This is a genomic window from Zeimonas arvi, assembly GCF_008039575.1.
GTDB classification, from domain to species: Bacteria; Pseudomonadota; Gammaproteobacteria; order Burkholderiales; family Burkholderiaceae_E; genus Zeimonas; species Zeimonas arvi.
Genome location: NZ_VDUY01000001.1, coordinates 354686 through 372941, shown reverse-complemented (window position 1 = coordinate 372941; position 18256 = coordinate 354686). Strand labels below are relative to the sequence as shown.

The 18256-nt window shown below is 71.5% G+C and carries 17 protein-coding genes and 1 pseudogene; 8 read left to right on the top strand and 10 right to left on the bottom strand.

Annotation, left to right across the window (positions count from 1 at the left end; translation table 11 throughout):
* Position 1 precedes the first annotated feature (1 nt).
* From purE to FHP08_RS01725, 3 genes are read left to right on the top strand one after another with little or no spacing between them, the layout of a single operon-like run.
* A complete protein-coding gene (purE, locus tag FHP08_RS01735) occupies positions 2-496 on the top strand; it encodes a 5-(carboxyamino)imidazole ribonucleotide mutase (protein ID WP_147702572.1) in 495 nt (164 codons plus the stop codon).
* Positions 497-513: 17 nt separating this feature from the next.
* On the top strand, positions 514-1698 hold the full coding sequence (locus FHP08_RS01730; protein ID WP_147702571.1) for a 5-(carboxyamino)imidazole ribonucleotide synthase: 1185 nt from the start codon (positions 514-516) through the stop codon (positions 1696-1698).
* Positions 1695-2684: an L-threonylcarbamoyladenylate synthase gene (locus FHP08_RS01725; protein ID WP_147702570.1), complete on the top strand. Its 990-nt coding sequence runs from the start codon at positions 1695-1697 to the stop codon at positions 2682-2684. The genes FHP08_RS01730 and FHP08_RS01725 overlap by 4 nt, the downstream gene beginning before the upstream one ends.
* Positions 2685-2743: 59 nt before the next feature.
* Here the strand turns inward: FHP08_RS01725 and FHP08_RS01720 are convergent, their stop codons facing one another.
* Both FHP08_RS01720 and FHP08_RS01715 read right to left on the bottom strand, forming a co-directional pair.
* Entirely contained in the window at positions 2744-4093 is a 1350-nt protein-coding gene (locus tag FHP08_RS01720; RefSeq protein ID WP_147702569.1) for a universal stress protein, read from the bottom strand.
* Between the two features lie 630 nt (positions 4094-4723).
* A complete protein-coding gene (locus FHP08_RS01715) occupies positions 4724-5485 on the bottom strand; it encodes an SDR family NAD(P)-dependent oxidoreductase (protein WP_147702568.1) in 762 nt (253 codons plus the stop codon).
* A 132-nt stretch (positions 5486-5617) separates the two neighbouring features.
* Here FHP08_RS01715 and upp point away from each other — a divergent pair, with 132 nt between their 5' ends.
* Together upp and FHP08_RS01705 are read left to right on the top strand one after the other, a co-directional pair.
* Positions 5618-6268, top strand: a complete 651-nt coding sequence (gene upp, locus FHP08_RS01710) for a uracil phosphoribosyltransferase (protein ID WP_147703101.1) — start codon at positions 5618-5620, stop codon at positions 6266-6268.
* 43 nt (positions 6269-6311) lie between these two features.
* Positions 6312-6767, top strand: coding sequence for a MaoC family dehydratase (locus FHP08_RS01705; RefSeq protein ID WP_147702567.1), 456 nt, complete (start codon positions 6312-6314; stop codon positions 6765-6767).
* A 40-nt stretch (positions 6768-6807) separates the two neighbouring features.
* Here the strand turns inward: FHP08_RS01705 and otnC are convergent, their stop codons facing one another.
* The 3 genes and pseudogenes from otnC to ltnD form a co-directional block, all read right to left on the bottom strand.
* Positions 6808-7455, bottom strand: coding sequence for a 3-oxo-tetronate 4-phosphate decarboxylase (gene otnC / locus FHP08_RS01700; protein ID WP_147702566.1), 648 nt, complete (start codon positions 7453-7455; stop codon positions 6808-6810).
* Position 7456: 1 nt separating this feature from the next.
* Positions 7457-8722, bottom strand: coding sequence for a 3-oxo-tetronate kinase (gene otnK, locus FHP08_RS01695; protein ID WP_147703100.1), 1266 nt, complete (start codon positions 8720-8722; stop codon positions 7457-7459).
* A gap of 2 nt (positions 8723-8724) precedes the next feature.
* Positions 8725-9642 (bottom strand): annotated as a pseudogene (gene ltnD / locus FHP08_RS01690) (L-threonate dehydrogenase); the annotation flags it as partial.
* Positions 9643-9767: 125 nt separating this feature from the next.
* Here ltnD and FHP08_RS01685 point away from each other — a divergent pair.
* Together FHP08_RS01685 and FHP08_RS01680 are read left to right on the top strand one after the other, a co-directional pair.
* Entirely contained in the window at positions 9768-10688 is a 921-nt protein-coding gene (locus tag FHP08_RS01685) for a 2-hydroxyacid dehydrogenase (RefSeq protein ID WP_147702564.1), read from the top strand.
* A 10-nt stretch (positions 10689-10698) separates the two neighbouring features.
* Positions 10699-11709 carry an asparaginase gene (locus tag FHP08_RS01680; protein WP_225878996.1) on the top strand — a complete coding sequence of 337 codons (1011 nt, stop codon included), beginning with the start codon at positions 10699-10701 and terminating at the stop codon, positions 11707-11709.
* Between the two features lie 33 nt (positions 11710-11742).
* Here the strand turns inward: FHP08_RS01680 and FHP08_RS01675 are convergent, their stop codons facing one another.
* Both FHP08_RS01675 and FHP08_RS01670 read right to left on the bottom strand, forming a co-directional pair.
* Positions 11743-13227: an MFS transporter gene (locus FHP08_RS01675; protein ID WP_187272125.1), complete on the bottom strand. Its 1485-nt coding sequence runs from the start codon at positions 13225-13227 to the stop codon at positions 11743-11745.
* A gap of 52 nt (positions 13228-13279) precedes the next feature.
* A complete protein-coding gene (locus tag FHP08_RS01670; RefSeq protein WP_147702561.1) occupies positions 13280-14488 on the bottom strand; it encodes an acyl-CoA dehydrogenase in 1209 nt (402 codons plus the stop codon).
* A gap of 99 nt (positions 14489-14587) precedes the next feature.
* Between FHP08_RS01670 and FHP08_RS01665 the strand changes: the two genes are divergently transcribed.
* Positions 14588-15487, top strand: a complete 900-nt coding sequence (locus FHP08_RS01665) for a LysR family transcriptional regulator (RefSeq protein WP_147702560.1) — start codon at positions 14588-14590, stop codon at positions 15485-15487.
* Positions 15488-15493: 6 nt separating this feature from the next.
* Here the strand turns inward: FHP08_RS01665 and FHP08_RS01660 are convergent, their stop codons facing one another.
* The 3 genes from FHP08_RS01660 to FHP08_RS01650 are packed head-to-tail and all read right to left on the bottom strand — an operon-like array spanning position 15494 to position 18168.
* The gene (locus tag FHP08_RS01660; protein ID WP_187272124.1) at positions 15494-16423 is read right to left on the bottom strand and encodes a BKACE family enzyme; all 930 of its coding nucleotides are present in this window, start codon (positions 16421-16423) and stop codon (positions 15494-15496) included.
* A 12-nt stretch (positions 16424-16435) separates the two neighbouring features.
* The gene (locus tag FHP08_RS01655; protein ID WP_147702558.1) at positions 16436-17374 is read right to left on the bottom strand and encodes a 3-hydroxyacyl-CoA dehydrogenase; all 939 of its coding nucleotides are present in this window, start codon (positions 17372-17374) and stop codon (positions 16436-16438) included.
* Positions 17375-17391: 17 nt separating this feature from the next.
* On the bottom strand, positions 17392-18168 hold the full coding sequence (locus FHP08_RS01650; protein WP_147702557.1) for an SDR family oxidoreductase: 777 nt from the start codon (positions 18166-18168) through the stop codon (positions 17392-17394).
* Positions 18169-18256: the final 88 nt, after the last annotated feature.

Below are 18256 nucleotides of genomic sequence, written 5' to 3'. Positions count from 1 at the left end.
GATGGACGCTCCGCTGGTAGGCGTGGTGATGGGATCGAGCAGCGACTGGGACGTGATGCAGCACGCGGTCGCGGTGCTCAGGGAGTTCGGCGTGCCGCACGAGGCGCGCGTCGTGTCGGCCCACCGGATGCCCGACGACATGTTCGCCTACGCCGAGCAGGCGCGCGGCCGCGGGCTGCGCGCGATCGTTGCCGGCGCCGGCGGCGCGGCCCACCTGCCTGGCATGATCGCGTCCAAGACCACGGTGCCGGTGCTGGGCGTGCCGGTGCCGTCGAAGTACCTGCGCGGCGAGGATTCCCTGCTGTCGATCGTGCAGATGCCGCGCGGCATCCCGGTGGCCACCTTCGCGATCGGCGAGGCCGGCGCGGCCAACGCCGGCCTGTACGCGGTGGCGATGCTGGCCGGCACCGATCCGGCGCTGGCCGAGCGGCTGGAGACCTTCCGGGCCAGGCAGAGCGCCGCGGCCCGCGCGATGACGCTGCCGGCGAGCGAATGATGGCGGGCGAAGGGACGATGGCCGGCGAACGAAGCTCGGGCGGTGCCCGCAGGGTCCCGGTTCCGGCGCTGCCGCCCGGCTCCTGGCTCGGCATGCTCGGCGGCGGGCAGCTCGGCCGCATGTTCTGCATGGCGGCGCAGTCGCTCGGCTACCGGGTCTGCGTGCTCGATCCGGCCGACGACAGCCCGGCCGGGAGCGTGGCCGATCGCCACCTGAAGGCCGGCTACCTCGACGAAACCGCGCTCGACGAGCTCGGCCGCCTCTGTGGCGCGGTCACCACCGAGTTCGAGAACGTGCCGGCGCAGGCGCTGGACTTCCTGGCGCAGCGCTGCGTGGTGAGTCCCGCCGGTCCTTCGGTGGCGGTCGCGCAGGACCGGATCGTCGAGAAGGGCTTCGTGCGCGAATGCGGCATCGAGACAGCGCCCTATGCCCCCATCCGCTCTGCCGGCGATCTGCGCGCGGCCGATCCGAAGCTGTTTCCCGGCATCCTGAAGGCGGCCCGCCTGGGCTACGACGGCAAGGGCCAGGCCACGGTCGCCTCGGTCGACGAGGCGGTCGCGGCCTTCGAGTCCTTCGGCAGCGTGCCCTGCGTGCTCGAGAAGCGCCTCGCGCTCGAGCTCGAGGTCTCGGTGATCGTCGCGCGCGGCTTCGACGGCAAGGCGGTCGCCTACCCGGTGTCCGAGAACGTGCACGTGGGCGGCATCCTGGCCACCTCCACGGTGCCGGCGCGCGTGTCGCAGGACGTCGCGGCGCGCGCCGAGGCGGCCACCCGCAAGATCGCGCAGGCGCTGGACTACGTGGGCGTGCTCTGCGTGGAGTTCTTCGTGCTGGCCGACGGCGCCTTGCTGGTCAACGAGATGGCGCCGCGGCCGCACAACTCCGGCCACTACACGATCGACGCCTGCGTCACCAGCCAGTTCGAGCAGCAGGCCCGCGCGATGGCGGGGCTGCCCCTGGGCTCGACCCGCCAGCACCAGCACGCGGTGATGCTCAACCTGCTCGGGGACTGCTGGGTCGCGGCCGGTGGCGAACCGCCCTGGGCCGAGGTGCTCGCCTTCCCGGAGGCGAAGCTGCATCTCTACGGCAAGACCGAGGCACGGGCGGGGCGCAAGATGGGTCACGTGACCGTGGTGGCCGACTCGCTGGCCCATGCGGTGCATGTGGCCGGCCAGGTCGCCCGGGTGGTCGGCGCCGCGCGATGAACCCGCGGCCCGCGGACGCTGCCGCGATCGAGGCGGCGGCGGCGGAACTGGCCGCCGGCCGGCTGGTGGCCTTCCCGACCGAGACCGTCTACGGTCTGGGCGCGGACGCCGCCTCGGCCGAGGCGGTCGGCGCGATCTACCGGCTAAAGGGTCGGCCGCCCGACCATCCGCTGATCGTGCACGTGACCGGCGCCGACCAGGCGCGCCGATGGGCGCACTGGCGCGATGCGGCGCAGCGACTGGCCGACGCATTCTGGCCGGGGCCGCTCACCCTGATCCTCGAACGCCTGCCTGGCGCGCCCGCCTGGGCCTGCGGCGGACAGCCCTCGATCGGCCTGCGTTCGCCCGCGCATCCGGTGGCGCGCGCGCTGCTGCAGGCCTTCGAGCGCCTCGGCGGGATGGGGGTGGCGGCGCCCTCGGCCAACCGTTTCGGCCGGGTCAGTCCGACCCGGGCTGCCCATGTGATCGACGATCTCGGCGCCGACGCGCCGCTGGTGCTCGACGGCGGCGCCTGCGAGGTGGGCCTGGAGTCCACGATCGTCGACTTGTCGCGCGGCCGGCCGGTGCTGCTCCGACCGGGCGGTCTGCCCGCCGCGCGGATCGAGGCGGTGCTGGGCCAGCCGCTCGCGTCGCCCGATGCGGCGGCGCCACGCGCATCGGGCACGCTGGCGGCCCACTATGCGCCGCGCACCCCGCTCGAACTCCTCGACGCGGGCGCGATCGGGCAGCGGGTGCGCGTGCTCGCTGCACGAGGCGTGAAGACGGTGGCCTGGTCGCGGCAGCGGCCGGACCGGGGCGAGGGCGGCTGGGAGCCTGCGGCGGCCGAGCCCGAGGCGTATGCGCGCGCGCTCTACGACACGCTTCGCCGGCTCGACCGGGCCGGCTTCGACCGGATCCTGATCGAGCGGCCGCCGGAAACCGGGGAATGGGCGGCGGCCGCCGACCGGTTGCATCGCGCCGCGGTGGGCGCGCCTGCGCTGGACTGACTCGCCGGCGGAGCCGGTCCCCGGTCCGAAGCGCAGCAGGGGCGCTCCCGAATGCGCGCTCAGCGCTCCGCGGGTGGCACCAGCAGCAGCGGCCGGCGCAGCTGCTTCAGCACGTCCTGCGCGGTCGAACCGAGCAGCGCGGCGGACAGCCCTGAACGGCCCAGCGTACCCACGCAGACCAGGTCGGCGTCGTAGTGCTCGGCCTGCTCGGCGATCGCCTTGGCCGGCAGATCGTGCTCGACCACTTCGCAGACCACGGTGCGCGAGCCGGCCTGCGCGTCCCTGGGCACCAGTCCCTCGAGTGCCTGCTGGCGGTTGGCGCGCTCGGCGGCGTGCTCGGCCTCGAACTGGCGATACGAGGGACGGCCGTAGGCGCCCTCGAGCATCTGGTTCGGGCTCATCACGTGGATGATCCGGACCTCGGCGCCGGCGGGGGCGAGCGCCAGCGCGTGCGCGACCGCCCGGTTGCCGGTCTCGGACAGGTCGGTGGCCACCAGCACGCGACGTACCTCGTGCGGCGTCGCGGCGAGCGCGGCAGCAGCGGCATCGGTGGTGGGCACCACGATCAGGTTGGTGGCCGCGTCGCGCAGCAGCTGCAGCGAAACCGAGCCCGCGATAAGCCGCAGCAGCGGCCCGCGCTGCTGGGTGCCGGCGATGACCAGGTCGGCGTTCTCGCGCTCGGCCAGATGGGCGAGTCGCGCGGCCGGGTCGCCCAGATGGGCCGATACCACGACGTCGGCCGGCAGTTCCGGCTCCAGCTCCGCGACCCGGTTCGCCAGCGCCTCCTGCAGGCGCGCTTGCGCCTCGTCGGGCGTGTCGGACAGGCCCATCCTGCGGGCTTCGCGCTTTGGATCGTCGGTGAAGGCGGCCACGATCCGGCAGTTGCCCAGCCGGGCCAGGCGCGCCGCGAAGGTCAGTGCCGAGCCGGCCTGCGTCGAGAAATCGAAGGCCACCAGGATCTGCAAGGCCCGCTCGCCGCGCAGCCAGGCGAGCAGCGGCGCCGGGTCGCGAACCACCAGCATCGGCAGCCGGGTGCGCGACAAGGTTCGCTCGCAGGTCTTGCCCACCGACACCCCGGCTCCGTCCCGCGAGCCGGTGGCGGCCAGCACGATCAGCGTCGAGTCGTGCCGCTCGGCCTCGCCCAGCAGCGCCTCGTCGGGCCAGCCGTCGGGCATCGCCCCCTCGACCGCGGCGCCCAGCCCGCGCAGCCGCTCGATCTCGGCGTCGAGCCGCTCGCGCGCGGCCTCCTCGAGCGTCTGCAGCACGTGCGCCGCGCCGAACACCGCCCCGCGCGTGTCCAGCGCGTGGACCAGCTCGAGCCGCCCCCCAGAGCGAGCGGCGAGCAAGGCCGCGACCTCGGCAGCCTCGCGCCCGCGTTCGCTGAAATCCGTGCCACAGGTAATTCGCATTGCCCGTTCCTCGTGTCGACTCGGCGGCGCAGGGGACTCGAGCCCCGCGATACGAGTCAAGTGTAGCGGCGGTGAGGCCAGGGGCGTGAGCCGGGCGCCTTTCCCGGTCCCGAGGCGCTGTCGCCTTCGGCGAAACGCTTGGTCGCGCGGACGCTCAGCCCCGTCGCCGGCCCGAACTCGGTCGCTTCGCTCCCTCGGACAGTGGGCCGGCTCTCGCTTCGCTCGCCGGGTCTTCGCTGCGCTCCCGCGCCAGCGCCAAGGGACCGGGGATGGCGCCCGGCTCACGCCCCTGGCCTCCCATCATGAGCGAGCCGACAGGTCAGCGCCAAGCAGAGCCGCGCTCGCCAGTCCCGACCGCTGGGAGCGTGCGCGAGCACATGTGTCGCGGCGCATCCCGGAGCGCGGGCCGGTTCCCTTTCGCCGGCGCGTGGACGCTGGCGCGGGAGCGCAGCGAAGACCCGGCGCGCGAAGCGCGAGCGGAACGCTGTCCGAGGTCCGCCGCAGGCGGGCCGAGTTGCGTTCCGCGACGGGGCTGAGCGTCCGCGCGACCAAGCGTTTCCGCGAAGCGGACAGCGTCTCCGCGCCGGCGAAAGGGAACCGGCCCGCGCTCCGCGCACGGCGCACGGCACGTCAGGGCATGTACTGACCGCCGTTGACCTCCAGGATCTGCCCGGTCACGTAACCGGACAGTCGATCCGACGCGAGGAACACGAAGGCCCCCACGCATTCGTCGGCGCTGCCCAGGCGCCCCATCGGGATCGTGGCCTTGAAACCCTCGAGCTGCTGCGGCGTGCTGAACTTCTCGTGGAAGGGCGTGGTGATCACGCCCGGCGCGACCGCGTTCACGCGGATCTGGTCCTTGGCGAGCTCCTTGGCCAGTCCCCGGGTGGCGGTGCTGACGAAGCCCTTCGAGGCCGCGTAGAGCACCGCGCCGGGGCCGCCGCCGTGGCGGGCCGCGACCGAGGTCACGAAGATCACGTTGCCGCCGCCCTGCTTGCGCATGTGGGGCACGGCCGCGGCGGTGGCCATCCAGGCGGATCGGCCGTTCAGGTGCAGCACTTCGTCGAAGAAGGCGTCGTCGGTGGCCTCGACCGGCACGCGCTTGACCAACGCGCCGGCGTTGTTGACCAGCACGTCGATGCGTCCGAACCTGGCGACCGTGGCCTCGACCGCCGCCTTCATCTGCGCGGTGTCGAGCCCGTCCGCCTTCACGGTGAAGGCCTCGCCGCCGGCGGCGCGGATCTCGTCGGCCACCTTCTCGGCGGCGTCGCGGCTGCTGTTGTAGTGCACGCCGATCTTCGCGCCAAGGCGGCCGAACTCGCGCGCGACCGCGGCGCCGATGCCGGTGGAACCGCCGGTGACCAGCGCGACCTTGCCCTTGATGTCGTCCATTCGTCTTTTCCTTGTCCGTGTGTGAGCGGGGGCATCATGGTAACGTCGCCCTCCGGGCGGCAGCGGCCTTCCGTTTCGAAGCGCCGCGCGATGCGCGCGCGCCGCCCCGATCACGCCACGAGCGACACCGCGATGCGCCAGGATCCACGTTTTCCGAAACTTTTCATCATCGATCACCCGCTGATCCAGCACAAGCTGTCGCACATGCGCGACCGGACCACGTCCACGCGCACCTTCCGCGAACTGCTGCGCGAGATCACGCTGCTCATGGGCTACGAGATCACGCGCGACCTGCCGCTGACCACCCGGGCCATCGATACGCCGCTCGAGCCGATGGATGCGCCGGTGATCGCGGGCAAGAAGGTCGCGATCGTGCCGGTGCTGCGCGCGGGCCTGGGCATGGCCGACGGCCTGCTCGAGCTGATCCCGTCGGCGCGCGAGGGTCACATCGGGCTGTACCGCGGCGAGGACAACCGGCCGGTGGAGTACTACGTGCGTCTGCCCGAGCCCGAGCGGCGGCTGTTCATCGTCTGCGACCCGATGCTGGCCACCGGCTATTCGGCCTTGCACGCAGTGCAGATGCTGATCGATCGGGGCGTGGCGCCCGACGCCATCCGCTACCTGGCCCTGGTGGCCGCGCCCGAGGGCGTGCAGGTCTTCCAGGACGCGCATCCGCAGGTGCCAGTCTACGTGGCCGCGCTCGACGCGCGGCTCAACGACGATGCCTACATCGTGCCGGGGCTGGGCGACGCGGGCGACCGGATCTTCGGCACCAAGAACTAGGGCGTGACGACGCGCCCCGACGAACATCGACACAGGGGGAAGAATGCGAGTCTTCGAGAAGCTGGCCGATCTGAAGGCGCTGGTCGGCGAGGAGCTGGCCACCAGCGACTGGTTCCCGATCACGCAGGAGCGGATCGACACCTTCGCCGAGGCCACCGGCGATCACCAGTGGATCCACGTGGACCCGGAGCGCGCGGCGAAGGGGCCCTTCGGCAAGACGATCGCGCACGGCTTCCTCACACTGTCGATGCTGCCGCTGTTCCTCGAGTCCTCGGTGGACATCCGCGACGTGAAGATGGGCGTGAACTACGGTTTGAATCGCGTGCGCTTCACCTCGCCGGTGCCGGTGGGCAGCGAGCTGCGCGCGCGCATCCGCCTGAAGGCCTTCGATGAGCTCCCCGACGGCGGCGTGCAGATGACCACCGAGGTCACGATCGAACGCAAGGGCTCGGACAAGCCGGCCTGCGTGGCCGAGACGATCTCGCGTCGCTATGCGTGAGGCGCCCGGCGCGCGCCAGGCCTGAACCGCCCGCGGGGCCTCAGGCCTGGGCCGGGAACTTCGCCTTCAGCTCCGCCACCTGCCCGGGCGTCAGGCAGCGGCAGGCGCGCCCGTGCAGCGTCAGGTGCAGCTTCGCGGTGGCCTCGAGCTCCTCGATCGCGTCGGCGGCGGCCGACAGGCTGCTGCCGGCCACCACCGGGCCGTGGTTGGCCAGCAGCACCGCGTGGTGGCGGCCGGCGAAACGGCGCACCGCGTGCGCGAGGTTCATGTCGCCGGGCGCGAAATAGGGCACCAGCGGCAGCGTGCCGATCCGCATCACGTAGTAGGCGGTGAGCGGCGGCAGCACGTCTTCCGGGTCCACGCCTTCCAGCACCGACACGGCGGTCGAGTACGTGGAATGCAGGTGGACCACCGCCGCGCTGCGCGCGCGCTCCTCGTACATCGCGATGTGCAGGAAGCTCTCCTTGGTCGGCTTGTCGCCGTCCAGGTGCGTGCCCGTCGCGTCGAGCTTGGACAGCCGGGCCGGGTCGAGCTCGCCGAGCTTCGATCCGGTGGGCGTCATCAGGTAGCCGCCGTCGGGCAGGCGCACGCTCAGGTTCCCGGTCGAACCGTGGGTGAGGCCGCGCGAGAACATCGAGCGGCCGAGGCGGCAGAGGTCCTCGCGCAGGCGGGATTCTTCGGCGCTCATCTCAGGCGTCCAGCAGCGCGAGCGACTTCGCGAAGAAATCGACCGCGCCGAAGTTGCCCGACTTCAGCGCGAGCGCGACCGGCTCGCGCTCCACGGTCTCGGTCCACGGCACGCCGGGGTCGATCTGCGGGCCGATCCGCAGGGCGCGCACGTCGAGCGCCTGCACCACCGCGCCCGAGGTCTCGCCGCCGGCGACCACGAAGCGGCGAGTGCCGGCCGCGCGCATCGCACGCGCGACCTCGGCGAGAGTGCGCTCGATCATCGCGCCGGCCTCGTCGCGGCCGAGCTGCTGCTGGACCGCGCGCACCTCGTCGGGCGAGGCGCTGGCGTAGACCAGGGCAGTCTCGCCGCGGGCCTGCGCCTCGCGCGCGAAGGCGGCGGCTTCGGCGGCGACCGGCTCGCCGCGCGCCACCCGCATCGCGTCGACCTGGCAGGCGGGCCGCGAGGCGCGCCATGCAGCCACCTGGGCGAGCGTGGCCTGCGAGCAGCTTCCGGACAGCACCACCGCGGGTCCGGCGATCTTCGGCAGCGCGGGCGCCACCGGCTCGGCCGGCAACAGCCCCGCGCGGCGGAAGTTCTGCGGCAGGCCGATCGCCACGCCGGAGCCGGCGGTGACCAGCGGCAGGTCGGCGAAGGCCTCGCCCATGGTCATCAGGTCGGCGTCGCTGGTGGCGTCCACGATCGCGACGCCCACGCCGTCGGCGCGCAGCGTCGCGATGGCGGCCTGGCTGGCCTCGACCCCCTGCGCAAGCGTGTCGTAGCGCAGCAGGCCGACCTTCTTCGCGCTTTGCCGCTGCAGCACGCGAACCAGGTTCGCGTCGGTCATCGGGGTGAGCGGGTGGTCGCGCATGCCCGAATCCGACAGCAGCAGGTCGCCCACGAACAGGTGGCCGCGGAAGATCGTTCGGCCGGCCGCGGGGAAGGCCGGGCAGGCGATCGTGAAGTCGCAGCCCAGTGCGTCCATCAGCGCATCGGTGACCGGGCCGATGTTGCCGAGCTCGGTGGAGTCGAAGGTCGAGCAGTACTTGAAGTAGAACTGCCGGCAGCCTGCCGCGCGCAGCCAGGCCAGTGCGGCCAGCGATTGCGCCACCGCGTCGGCGGGGGCGATCGTGCGCGACTTCAGCGCCACCACCACCGCGTCCGCGTCGATGGCAAGCGAGGCGTCGGGCACGCCGATGGTCTGCACGGTGCGCATGCCCGCGCGCACCAGGTTGTTGGCGAGATCGGTCGCGCCGGTGAAGTCGTCGGCGATGCAGCCCAGGAGCATGGTCAACCTTCCTTCTTCGGCTCCGGCAGGTCGATGCCGGTGAGCCGCTGGAACATCTTGATGACGGCGGAGTCGTCCTCGCCGCCGAGGCCCGAGGCGCTGGTCGCGATGAACATCTGCAGGGCCGACGAGGTGAGGGGCAGCGGGAAGGTCATCTTGCGCGCGGAATCGAGCACGATGCCGAGGTCCTTCACGAAGATGTCGACCGCCGACAGCGGCGTGTAGTCGCCGGCCAGGATGTGCGGCACGCGATTGCTGAACATCCAGCTGTTGCCCGCGCTGTTCGAGATCACCTCGTAGAGCGTGTCGGGGTCGATGCCGGCGCGAATGCCCAGCGCCATCGCCTCGGTCGCCGCGGCGATGTGCACGCCGGCCAGCAGCTGGTTGATCATCTTGACTTTCGAGCCCATGCCGGGCGCGTCGCCCAGGCGGTAGACCTTGGCCGCGATCGCGTCGAGCACGCCGGCCATCGCTTCGAAGACCTCGGGCGCGCCCGAGGCCATCACGGTCATCTCGCCCGCGGCTGCGCGGGCCGCGCCGCCGGACACCGGCGCGTCGAGCATCGCGAAGCCGGCCTTGGCGAGCCGGGCGCCGAGCGCCTCGCCGTAGTGCGGCGGCACGGTGCTCGAGGCCATCACGATGCCGCCGGGCTTGAGCGTGCCTGCGGCGCCGTTCTCGCCGAACAGCACCGCCTCGGTCTGGTCGGCGTTGACCACCAGCACGATCAGCGCATCGACCCTGGCCGCGAGCGAAGCGGGCGTGGCGTGGGCGTGCGCGCCCTCGGCCGCGATCTGCTCGAGCACCTGCGGGCGCACGTCGCAGGCGTGCACCTCGAAGCCCTTGCGCAGCAGCGAACGGGCCACACCGATTCCCATGGCGCCGAGGCCGACGACGCCGATCTTCGATACCTTCATTCCGACTCCCGTGTTGTGCCTTGCGTGAGGCGCTCGCGGGCGCCGGGGGCGCCCGAAACGGACCCTGGCGGCCGGCGGTGGCGCGGCGAGCCGCTATGATCGCACCGATACGAACCGACCCGCACCGCCCGATGGCCGTCCTGTTGCTGACCAAGCCCACGCCCCCCCAGGCGGTGGCGAACAAGATCCGCGAGATCGCCCCCGACATCCGCTGCATCGAGCGCCGCGAGGACGCCGACCCGGCCGAGATCGACGCGATCCTCGGCTGGCGGATCCGGCCCGGCTACGCCGCCACGCTGCCGAACCTGAAGCTGGTCTGCGCCAACGCGGCGGGCGTCGAGAAGCTGATGACGCCGGACCTGCCTGCGCAGGTGCCGGTGACCCGGATCGTCGACCCGCTGGTCAACCTGGGCATCGCCCAGCACGTGGTCACGATGGCGCTCTGGCATGCGCGCGATTTCGGCCGCTACGCCCGCCAGCAGGCCGAGCGGGCGTGGACCCGATTTCCGGTGGAGGTCGCCACGCGGCGCGTCGGCATCCTGGGGGTGGGCGCGGTAGGCGCCACGATCGCGCAGACCCTGGCGGGGCTCGGATTCGCGCCGCGCGGCTGGAGCACGCGCCGTCGGCCCGAGCTTCCGTTCCCGAGTTTCGGCGCCGACGAGCTCGACGCCTTCCTCGCGGAGTCCGAGATCCTGGTCTGCGCCCTGCCGCTGACCCCGGCAACCGCCGGCATCGTCGATGCGGCGATGCTGGCCAGGCTGCCTCGCGGCGCCTACTTCATCAACGTGGCCCGCGGCGAGCATGTCGTGGAGCCCGACCTGATCGAGGCCGTCCGCTCGGGGCACATGGCCGGCGCCGCGCTCGACGTGCAGCGCAACGAGCCGATGCCGCCCGACGATCCGCTGTGGTCGGTCGAGGGGATCTCGATCACGCCGCATATCGCGGGCCAGACGCGGCTCGAGATCGTCGCCAGCCAGTTCGTCGAGGCCTACCGGGCGGTGCAGCGCGGCGAGCCGATTCCGCGGCGGGTGGATCGGGCGCGGGGGTATTGAGCAGATGGCGATGGCGCGAGTGCTGGTCGTGTCGCTGGGCGGCACCATCACGATGACCCAGGGCGGCTCCGCGGGCATCGTGCCCACGCTGACTGCCGCCGACCTGATCCGTTCGGTGCCCGGCATCGAGAAGGTGGCGGAATTCGAGGCGATCTCGCCGATGCGGCTGGCCAGCGCGTCGCTGCCGGTCGACGAGCTGATCGCGCTGGCTGCGATGTTGCGTGAGCGGCTGGTGGCTGGCGCAAGCGAGCCCGGCACGGTGGACGGCGCGGTGGTGATCCAGGGCACCGACACGATCGAGGAGACCGCCTGGCTGCTCGACCTGCTCGTGGGCGGCGACAAGCCGGTGGTGGTCACCGGCGCGATGCGCGGGCCGCAAGCCCCCGGCGCCGACGGGCCGGCCAACCTGCTGTCGGCGGCGATCGTCGCCGCATCCCCGGCTGCGGTCGGACTGGGCGTGACCGTCGTGCTGAACGACCAGGTGCACGCGGCGCGCTACGTGCGCAAGGCGCATACCGCGCTGCCCTCGGCCTTCGCGTCGCCGCTTGCCGGCCCGGTGGGACTGGTGGCCGAGGGGCGGCTGTCGGTGTTCCTTCGGCCGCCGCGTACCGAGCCGATCGCGATGCCTGCCCACTGGCGCGAGCGACCCGAGGCGCCGGTCGCGCTGCTGCGGATGGCGCTGGGCGACGACGGCCGGCTGCTGAGGGCGCTGCCGGCACTCGGCTACCGTGGCGTGGTCGTGGAAGGCATGGGCGCTGGCCACGTTCCCCAGGACGTGGCGCCGCTGTTCGACGCGTTGGCGGCCTCGGTGCCGGTGGTGCTCGCTACCCGTGCCCATGCCGGACCGGCCTTCACGCGCACCTACGGCTATCCGGGCTCGGAGATCGACCTGCTTGGCCGCGGCCTGATCCCGGGCGGCGCCCTCGGCGGCTTGAAGGCGAGAGTCCTGCTGATGCTGCTCCTGCGTGCGGGCCAGTCGGGCGCGCCGCTCGCCGAGGCCTTCGCGGCGCGGGCCAACTGAGATCCCGAGCGCCCGTCCGCCGGCGACGGTCTTCTAGCCGCGAGGCCCGGTCGACGAGGACTCCGGCGCCGCCAGCAGCGTGCGCGCCGGTATCGCCCAGGCAACGATCAGCGACAGCACCGCGACCCCCAAGGTGACCCCGAAAGCTCCGCGGAAGCCCGCCTGCAGCGTCTCTGCCGCCACGTCGGCGAGCGGACCGGTGGCTTCACCAGCGGACAGCCCGCGCGCGGCGCGCACCTGCGCGAACAGCACCGCGGTCAGGATCGCGATGCCCACCGCGCCGCCCAGCGTGCGGAACAGCGCGCTCACCGCGGTGGCGATGCCCATCTGGCGCGGCGCCACGGCAGACTGCACCGCCACCAGCGAGGCGGGCATCTGCAGCCCCAGGCCGAGGCCCAGCAGCGTCATCGCGAGCGCGGCGGGCAGGTCCGCGGCCACCGGGATGAACGGCAGCGCGGCGGCGGCAGCCAGCGACAGGACGCTTCCCCAGAGCATCAGCGGGCGGTAGCCGGCGGTGCGCATCATCGTGCGTCCCGACACGAAGGCACCGGCCGGCACCGCCAGGGTGAGCGGCAGCATCCGCAGCGCGACCTCGTCGGCGCCGGCGCCGCCGAGCGACTGCATCCAGATCGGCAGTAGCACCGAGTTGCCCACAAGCACGAAGAAGGCCAGGCCGGCCAGCAGGTAGCAGAGGATCACCGTGCGACTGGTGAACAGGTCAGGCGGCAGGATCGGTTCGGGTGCGACCTGTTCGCGCAGCGCGCAGGCAATGAGCGACAGCGCCGACAGGCCGGCGAGCAGAAGCGTGGAGGGCGAGTCCCAGCCGTGGCCCTGGCCGATCCGGGTGAGCGCGATCATCAGCGCGCTGAGACCCGCGGCCAGCAGCAGGGCGCCGAGCCAGTCGATCGGTCGGCGCTCGCCGCGCGCCGACAGCCGCAGCATCGCGCGGCGCGAGATCAGGAAGGCCGCGATCGCCAGCGGCACGGCCTGCCAGAAGATCGCGCGCCAGGAGAGGTAGAAGGTCAGGTAGCCGCCCAGCACCGGGCCCGCCACCGCAGCCACCGCGAACACGCCCGACAGGTAGCCCTGGTAACGGCCGCGCTGGGCGCCCGGCACGATGTCGGCGATCGTGGCCTGCGACAGCGCGATCAGGCCGCCGCCGCCCAGGCCCTGCAGGATTCGGAAGGCGACCAGCTGCGGCATCGACTGGGCCAGCGCGCACAGCAGCGCCGCGAGCATGTAGATCGCGATGGCCACCGACAGCAGCGGCCGCCGGCCATAGAGATCGGACAGCTTGCCGTAGATCGGCGTGGAGACGGTGGAGGCGACCAGGTAGCCCGAGACGACCCAGGGCACCAGCTCGAAGCCGCCGATGTCGCGCGCGATCGAGACCAGTGCGACCGAGACGATGGTCTGGTCGATCGCGGCCAGGAACAGGGCCAGCAGCAGGCCGAGGACGACCCGCGTGACCTCCGCTTCGGTGAGCGGCGCGGGCCGGCCTGTGTCGCCTTCGGTCAAGTCCGGATGGGCCCTGTGCGGTATGCGGTCAGCAGATCACCGAACCACCGAATCACGAGAAGGCCTGGATGCCGGTCTGCGCGCGGCCCAGGATCAGCGCGTGGATGTCGTGCGTGCCTTCGTAGGTGTTGACCACCTCGAGGTTGACCAGGTGGCGGGCCACGCCGAACTCGTCGGAGATGCCGTTGCCGCCCATCATGTCGCGCGCCAGGCGCGCGATGTCGAGCGACTTGCCGCAGGAGTTGCGCTTCATGATCGAGGTGATCTCGACCGCGGCCGTGCCCTCGTCCTTCATGCGGCCCAGGCGCAGGCAGCCCTGCAGGCCCAGCGTGATCTCGGTCTGCATGTCGGCCAGCTTCTTCTGGATCAGCTGGTTGGCGGCCAGCGGGCGGCCGAACTGCTTGCGGTCCAGCACGTACTGGCGGGCGCGGTGCCAGCAGTCCTCGGCAGCGCCCAGCGCGCCCCAGGCGATGCCGTAGCGGGCGCTGTTCAGGCAGGTGAAGGGGCCCTTCAGGCCCTCGACGCCGGGCATCAGCTGGGCGTCGGAGACCTCGACGTTGTCCATCACGATTTCGCCGGTGATCGAGGTGCGCAGGCCGACCTTGCCCATGATCTTCGGCGCCGACAGCCCCTTCATGCCCTTCTCGAGGACGAAACCCTTGATGCGGCCGTCGAAGTCGCCGCCCACGCACTTGGCCCAGACGACGAAGACGTCGGCGATCGGCGAGTTGCTGATCCACATCTTGTTGCCGGTGAGCGCGTAGCCGCCATCGATCTTCCTCGCGCGGGTTTCCATGCTGCCCGGGTCGGAGCCGTGGTTCGGCTCGGTGAGGCCGAAGCAGCCGATCCACTCGCCGGTGGCCAGCTTGGGCAGGTACTTCTGCTTCTGTGCTTCGGAGCCGAACTCGAAGATCGGCACCATGACCAGCGAGCTCTGCACGCTCATCATCGACCGGTAACCGGAATCGACCCGCTCGACCTCACGGGCGATCAGGCCGTAGCTGACGTAGTTCAGGCCCGGGCCGCCGTACTGCTCGGGGATGGTCGGGCCGAGCAGGCCCAGCGCGCCCATCTCACGGAAGATCTCGGCATCGGTCTTCTCGTTGCGGAAGGACTCGACCACGCGCGGCAGCAGCTTGTCCTGGCAGTACGAGGCGGCCGCGTCGCGGACCATGCGCTCTTCCTCGGTGAGCTGCGCGTCGAGCAGAAGCGGGTCGTCCCACTTGAAGGCGGCCTTGATGCGGGAGTCGGGGGCGTTCATCGTGATCTCCTGATGTGCAGCCCTCGATGTTAACGCGCCGGCCAATGCCCGGACAAACGCGTATTCCGAAGCCAGTCATGCCATAAACTCATGACTGACATGAGAAGAAAGCTGCCCAGCACGCAGGCGCTCGTCTGCTTCGAGGCCTCGGCGCGCCACGAGAGCTTCACCAAGGCCGCGCACGAGCTCGCGCTGACCCAGAGCGCGGTCTACCGGCAGGTGGCGGGGCTGGAGGACTTCCTGGGCGTGAAGCTGTTCCGCCGCTCGCGGCACGGCATCGTGCTGACCGAGGCGGGGCAGAACTACAGCCGGCTGGTGGCCAGGCGGCTCGACGCGGTCGAGCGCGATGCGCTGGCGGTCATCGGGCGCGGCGAGGCTTCGGGCGCGATCGACCTGGCCGTGGTGCCGACCTTCGCAACGCGCTGGCTGCTGCCGCGCCTGCCGGACTTTCGCGCCCGGCACCCGGCCATCGTGGTGAACATGGAAACCAGCACCCGGCCTTTCCTGTTCGCCGACACCGATTTCGACGCCGCGATCTACGCCGGGACACCGGCCGACCTGGCGAACTGGCCGGGCACGATCGCGACCGCGCTGATGCCGGAGATCGTGGTGCCGGTCTGCGCGCCGGCGCTGATCGCGCCGCGCAAGCGGCTCACGCCGGCGCAGCTGGCCGAAGTGCCGCTGCTCCAGCAGTCGACGCGGCCCTATGCCTGGCGGCAGTGGTTCGAAGCCAATGGTGTCGCCGGAGCCCCGGACCTGAACGGCCCGCGCTTCGACCTGTTCTCGATGCTCGCGGTGGCGGCCGCGCGCGGGATGGGCGCGGCGCTGATGCCCACGATGCTGGTCGAGGCCGAGCTCGCCCGCGGAGAGCTGGTCGTGCCTTGCGACCGGCCCTTGCACGGCGGCCGCTCGTACCACCTGGTGGTGCCGGAGCGGCGGGCAGGGAACCCGGCGCTGGCGCGGTTCGCCGACTGGCTGGTCGCGGCGGCGGCCAGCTGAGGCCGATCAGAAGCCCACGTTGTTCCCGCCCTTCAGTTGCAGCATCGCCCGCGCCTCGTCGGGCGTGGCCACTTCGAGCGACAAGGCCTCGATGACGGTGCGGATCCGTTTCACCTGGTCGGCGTTCGACTTCGCCAGATTGCCGGGGCCGTCCCAGAGCGAGTCCTCGAGGCCCACCCGCACGTTGCCGCCTATGGCCGCCGACACGGTGGCGATCGGGATCTGCGAGCGGCCCGCGCCGAGCACCGACCACAGGTAGTCGTTGCCGAAGAGGCGGTCGGCGGTGCGCTTCATCTGCATGACGTCCTCGATGTGCGAGCCGATGCCGCCGCGCAGTCCGAACACCGACTGGATGAAGAAGGGCGCCTTGATCAGGCCGCGATCGAAGAAGTGCGACGCGGTATACAGGTGGCCGATGTCGTAGCACTCGATCTCGAAGCGCGTGCCGTTGTCGCTGCACGACTCGAGGATGTAGGCGATGTCCTTGAAGGTGTTGCGGAAGATCCGGTCGTCGGACCCCGCCAGGTAGGGTCGTTCCCAGTCGTGCTTGAACTCCTTGTAGCGGTTCAGCATCTCGTACAGGCCGAAGTTCATCGAGCCCATGTTCAGCGAGGCGACCTCGGGCTTCAGTTGCAGCGCGGGCTGCAGCCGCTCCTCCACACCCATCGTCGGCGCGCCGCCGGTGGTGAGGTTGATCACGACCTTGGACGCCGCCTTGATCTTCGGCAGGAAGGCGCGGAACAGGTCCGGGTCCTGCGAGGGGCTGCCGTCTTCGGGTTTGCGGGCGTGCAGGTGGACGATCGCTGCGCCGGCCTCGGCCGCGCCGATCGCCGCGTCGGCGATCTCGTCGGCGGTCACCGGCAGGTAGGGCGACATCGAGGGCGTGTGGATCGCGCCGGTGACGGCGCAGGTGATGATGACTTTCTGCTTGGCCATGATGGGTCTCTCTCAGGATTCGGGTTGACTGCGTTTGTGCGCGAGCAGCGCCATCAGCCGGCGGTCGCGCCAGGCCGAGCGCTTCTCGATGTCCTCGAGCGGCAACTGCTTCCGGCGTTCGGCATCGGCCTTCGCGACGGTTTCGGCGTCCCAGTCAAAGGCGACCGCGCTGGCGGCCACGTCGCGATAGGTGCCGCCGAATCGGGCCGCGTAGTCGGCCAGCCCCGCGGGCGCGTTGAGGTCGATCGTCTCGAAGGGGCCCATGAAGGACCAGCGCAGCGCCAGGCCGTCCTTGAGCACGCGGTCGAGATCCTCGGCGTCGGCGTAGCCCTCGCGATACAACGCGAAGACCTCGCTCAGCACCGCGCTCTGCACGCGGTTGAGCAGGAAACCGGTGATCTCCTTCTTCAGGGTGACCGGCGTCTGGCCGGCCTTCGCGTAGATCTCGCGGGCGCGCGCGACCGCCTCGGGCGAGGTCCACGGCGCCGGCGCGATCTCGACCAGGGGCACCAGGTAGGGCGGGTTCACCGGATGACCGACCAGGCAGCGCGCGCGACCCGGCACGTGCTCGGTGAAGCTCGACGCGGGCAGCCAGGACGTGGAACTGGCGAGGACTGCGTGGGGCGGCGCCAGGCGGTCGAGCTCGGCGAAGATCTCGCGCTTGACTTCCAGCTTCTCGGCCACGTTCTCCTGCACCAGCACCGCCTCGCCGACGGCCTCGGCCAGCGAAGGCGAGGGACGGATCCGCGCCAGGATGGTCTCGGGCGGCTCGGCGATCAGTCCGAACTCGGCCAGGTCGCGCAGGCGCTCGCCGATGATGCCCAGGCAATTGTCCAGCGCGGCCGGCACCTGGTCGTGCAGCCGCACCTGGAAGCCGCTGCGCGCGAAGACGATGGCCCAGGCGCGGCCGATCAGGCCGGCGCCGACGATTCCGACGGTTTCATCTTTCATGACAGGTGCTTGCTTGCTCATCCGAGATGCTCCACGTTGCCGCAGACCGAGAGGCTCTGCCCGCTGATGTGCTGTCCGGCCGGCGAACAGATGAAGAGGATCTGGTTGGCGATGTCGTAGGGGCTCACCATCGTGCGAAGCGAGACCTTGGAGACCAGCCGTTCGCGCATCGCGTCCCTGTCGATGCCCAGCGCCTCGGCCTTGGCCGAGATGACCCGCTCGATGCGGTCGCCCGACACCGCGCCCGGGAGGATCGCGTTGACGCGGATCTTCGCGGGGCCGAGCTCCATCGCCCAGGTCTCGGTCAGGCCGATCACGCCGAACTTGGTGGCGGAGTAGGGCGTTCGCAGCGGGAAGCCGAGCCGGCCGGCGACCGAGGACAGGTTCACGATCGAGCCGCCGCCGGCCTTCCTGAGCATCGGCACCGCGGCGCGCGTGCACAGGAACATGCCAGTCAGGTTCACTGCCAGCGTCCGGTTCCAGTCGGCCAGCGAGATGTCCTCCACCGCCGCGGTCGGGCCTGCGATGCCGGCGTTGTTCACCAGCACGTCGAGCGTGCGCCAGCGTTGGCGCAGGTCGGCGAACATTGCCTCGACCTGCGCGTCGTCGGCGACGTCGGTCAGCGAGGCGGTGACGCCGGGCAGACTCTTGACGGTGGCATCGAGCGCGGCTGCGGCGACGTCGCAGACGTGCACCTGCGCGCCGGCGCTGGCGAAGGTTTCCGCGATCGCGAGCCCGATTCCCTGCGCGCCGGCGGTCACCAGCACCCGCTTGCCGTTCATCGATGTGTCCATGGCCTCCCCGGTCTCGTTCGTTCGACAGTCGGCCATTCTAGGGCTTGCCGCATGGAGGTGCGCTGGTCTGACGGCCATCTCTGGTAAG

Excerpts from the sequence above, each read along its gene's own strand:
- purE (WP_147702572.1), top strand. The coding sequence starts at position 2 with ATGGACGCTCCGCTGGTAGGCGTGGTGATGGGATCGAGCAGCGACTGG.
- FHP08_RS01730 (WP_147702571.1), top strand. The coding sequence starts at position 514 with ATGGCCGGCGAACGAAGCTCGGGCGGTGCCCGCAGGGTCCCGGTTCCG.
- FHP08_RS01725 (WP_147702570.1), top strand. The coding sequence starts at position 1,695 with ATGAACCCGCGGCCCGCGGACGCTGCCGCGATCGAGGCGGCGGCGGCG.
- FHP08_RS01720 (WP_147702569.1), bottom strand. The coding sequence starts at position 4,093 with ATGCGAATTACCTGTGGCACGGATTTCAGCGAACGCGGGCGCGAGGCT.
- FHP08_RS01715 (WP_147702568.1), bottom strand. The coding sequence starts at position 5,485 with ATGGACGACATCAAGGGCAAGGTCGCGCTGGTCACCGGCGGTTCCACC.
- upp (WP_147703101.1), top strand. The coding sequence starts at position 5,618 with ATGCGCCAGGATCCACGTTTTCCGAAACTTTTCATCATCGATCACCCG.
- FHP08_RS01705 (WP_147702567.1), top strand. The coding sequence starts at position 6,312 with ATGCGAGTCTTCGAGAAGCTGGCCGATCTGAAGGCGCTGGTCGGCGAG.
- otnC (WP_147702566.1), bottom strand. The coding sequence starts at position 7,455 with ATGAGCGCCGAAGAATCCCGCCTGCGCGAGGACCTCTGCCGCCTCGGC.
- otnK (WP_147703100.1), bottom strand. The coding sequence starts at position 8,722 with ATGCTCCTGGGCTGCATCGCCGACGACTTCACCGGCGCGACCGATCTC.
- FHP08_RS01685 (WP_147702564.1), top strand. The coding sequence starts at position 9,768 with ATGGCCGTCCTGTTGCTGACCAAGCCCACGCCCCCCCAGGCGGTGGCG.
- FHP08_RS01680 (WP_225878996.1), top strand. The coding sequence starts at position 10,699 with ATGGCGCGAGTGCTGGTCGTGTCGCTGGGCGGCACCATCACGATGACC.
- FHP08_RS01670 (WP_147702561.1), bottom strand. The coding sequence starts at position 14,488 with ATGAACGCCCCCGACTCCCGCATCAAGGCCGCCTTCAAGTGGGACGAC.
- FHP08_RS01665 (WP_147702560.1), top strand. The coding sequence starts at position 14,588 with ATGAGAAGAAAGCTGCCCAGCACGCAGGCGCTCGTCTGCTTCGAGGCC.
- FHP08_RS01660 (WP_187272124.1), bottom strand. The coding sequence starts at position 16,423 with ATGGCCAAGCAGAAAGTCATCATCACCTGCGCCGTCACCGGCGCGATC.
- FHP08_RS01655 (WP_147702558.1), bottom strand. The coding sequence starts at position 17,374 with ATGAAAGATGAAACCGTCGGAATCGTCGGCGCCGGCCTGATCGGCCGC.
- FHP08_RS01650 (WP_147702557.1), bottom strand. The coding sequence starts at position 18,168 with ATGGACACATCGATGAACGGCAAGCGGGTGCTGGTGACCGCCGGCGCG.